Origin of the sequence: Nocardia sp. NPDC060220, assembly GCF_042727815.1 — a bacterium.
Taxonomy (GTDB): Bacteria; Actinomycetota; Actinomycetes; order Mycobacteriales; family Mycobacteriaceae; genus Nocardia.
In genome coordinates this window covers 1-2,642 of the sequence record NZ_JBHWZY010000906.1, presented here as the reverse complement: position 1 = coordinate 2,642, position 2,642 = coordinate 1, and the positions used below count along the sequence as shown (strand labels likewise).

The window sequence follows — 2,642 nt, the reverse complement described above, 5'->3', positions numbered from 1 at the left end:
GAACGCGCCTGGCCCAGAGAGCTCTCCGGTGGTGAGCAGCAACGAGTGTCGCTGGCCCGCTCCTTGGTCGGCGAACCGGATCTGCTACTGGCCGACGAACCCTTCGGCGCGCTCGACGCGCTCACCCGGATCAAGATGCACGCTCTGCTGCGCGACCTGATCAGCCGGCATCGTCCGACCGTGCTGCTGGTCACCCACGATGTCGACGAGGCTGTCGCGCTGGCCGACCGGGTGATCGTGCTCGACGACGGAAAGCTGGCGGTGGACATTCCGGTCGACCTGCCCGGCGAGCGTGATCCGAGCCAGCCCGCGTTCCAGCGCATCCGCCGCACTCTGCTCACCGCGCTCGGGCTTGCCGAGACCGCGGCCTGAAAGGCACCCATCATGTCGAAGAAACTGCACCTCAACGCTTTCCTGATGTCGGTCGGTCACCACGAGGCGGCCTGGCGGCTGCCGGAGAGCGATCCGCACGCGCACACCGACATCAACTACTACGTCCGGCTCGCCCAGACCGCCGAGCGCGGCAAGCTCGACTCGATCTTCTTCGCCGACAGCCCGGTACTGATGGGCGACCCCGGTCGTCGGCCGAGCGGCAAGCTGGAGCCGACCGTCATCCTGACCGCGGTCGCCGTGCAGACCAGCCGGATCGGCCTCATCGCCACGGCCTCCACCAGCTACAACGACCCCTACAACCTCGCGCGCCGGTTCGCCTCGGTGGACTGGGCGAGCAACGGCAGGGCAGGCTGGAACATCGTCACCACCGCCGGTGCCGACGCGGCCCGCAACTTCGGTCTCGACGACACCCCCGACCATCGGCTGCGCTACGAGAAGGCCGCCGAATTCGTCGACGTGGCAACGAAACTGTGGGACAGCTGGGACGACGACGCCATCCTGGCCGACAAGGAACTCGGCATCCACACCGATGCCTCGAAGGTGCGCAAGATCCTGCACCACGGCGAGCACTTCCGAGTGGACGGCCCGCTGAACCTGCCGCGTTCCCCGCAGGGATATCCGCTGCTGGTGCAGGCGGGATCATCGGAGGACGGCAAGGAGTTCGCCGCCCGCTACGCCGAAGCCGTGTTCACCGCGCAGCAGACGCTCGACGATGCCAAGGCCTTCTACACCGACCTCAAGGCCCGCACCGTCGCCGCGGGCCGCGACCCGGAGAGCATCAAGATCCTGCCCGGCATCGTCCCGATCATCGGCGACACCGAGGAGCAGGCCCGCGCACTCGACGAGGAACTGGCGCGGCTGATCTCGCCCGAATACGCGCGCAAGCAACTCGCCGAGCGGTTCAAGCTGCCCGTCGACGAGCTCGACCTCGACAGTGAGCTCCCCGAGGAGCTGCCCACCGAGGACGACATCGAGGGCGCCAAGAGCCGCTTCACCCTGATCGTGAATCTGGCTCGGCGCGAACGGCTCACGGTGCGCGAGCTGATCGCCCGGCTCGGTGGCGGACGCGGGCACCGCACCTTCGCGGGCACCGCGGTCCAGGTGGCCGACGCCATCGAGGACTGGTTCCGCCAGGGCGCCGCCGACGGCTTCAACATCATGCCCGCGGTACTGCCCTCGGGGCTCGAGCGCTTCGTCGACGAGGTGGTCCCGATCCTGCAGGAGCGCGGCCTGTTCCGCACCGAGTACACCGAGACCACGTTGCGCGGCCACTACGGTCTCGCGCGACCGGCGAACCAGTTCGACGACGCGGACGCGCTCGTGGCCGCCCGATGAGATCGGACTGGATCCGGTACCTGACCCGCCGCTGTCTCGAGCACCGGCGGCTGGTGATCGTCAGCTACACCGGTGCGCTGGCGGCGGCACTGCTCACCGCGGCGCTGCCGCTGGTGGTGCGGCATGTGGTCGACACACTCAGTGCCACCGCGGCGTCGGTGACGCCGTGGGTGGTGCTGTTGCTGGTGATCGGGGTGGCCAGGTTCGCGTCGTCGTACGCGCGCCGGGTGGCCTCCTCCGAGCTGTCGCTGGGGGTGCAACACGACCTGCGCCGCGACCTGTTCGCCGCGTTGCTGCGGCTCAACGGGCGCGAGCAGGCACAGTTGCGCACCGGGCAGGTGGTGAGCAGGGCGATCACCGATGTCACGTTGATCCAGATGTTCCTGCAGCTCATCCCGATGATCGCGGGCAATGTGGCGCTGCTGCTGGCGGTGCTGGTGCTGATGGCCGTGATGTCGCCTGCGCTCACCGTGATCGCGCTGGTCGTGCTGCCGGGGCTGTGGATCGTCACCCGGCGCAGCCAGCGTCAACTGTTCCCCGCGAACTGGGACGCGCAGGCGCGGGCCGCCGAGGTGGCGATGCAGGTCGAGGCCGCAGTGGCCGGTGTGCGGGTGGTGAAGGGTTTCGGGCAGGAGCAATACGAGCTGGATCAGCTGGGCGCGCGTGCGCGGGTGCTGTACCGGTCGCGGTTGCGGGTCGCCCGGATCACCAGCCGGTTCACCCCCGTCGTGCAGGCGGTGCCCGCGGCGGGGCAGGCTCTGATCCTGATCGTCGGCGGGTTGCTCGCGCTGCGCCAATCCATCACGCTCGGCACGTTTCTCGCGTTCATGACCTATCTGGGCGCTTTCGTGGGGCCGGTGCGGCAGTTCTCGATGCTGCTGACCGTGAGCCAGCAGGGCAAGGCGTCCCTCGAC

General features: G+C 68.9%; 3 protein-coding genes. All 3 read left to right on the top strand.

The annotated features are described in order from the left end of the window. A partial coding sequence (locus ACFWF3_RS31520) for an ATP-binding cassette domain-containing protein (protein WP_379317410.1) occupies positions 1–372 on the top strand: 372 nt, incomplete at its 5' end. Between the two features lie 12 nt (positions 373–384). Then, complete coding sequence (locus ACFWF3_RS31515; RefSeq protein WP_378993498.1) at positions 385–1,728, top strand: LLM class flavin-dependent oxidoreductase; 1,344 nt, start codon at positions 385–387, stop codon at positions 1,726–1,728. Further along, positions 1,725–2,642, top strand: a 918-nt coding sequence (locus ACFWF3_RS31510; protein WP_379317408.1) for an ABC transporter ATP-binding protein, incomplete at its 3' end; no start/stop codon positions are given. The genes ACFWF3_RS31515 and ACFWF3_RS31510, both read left to right, overlap by 4 nt.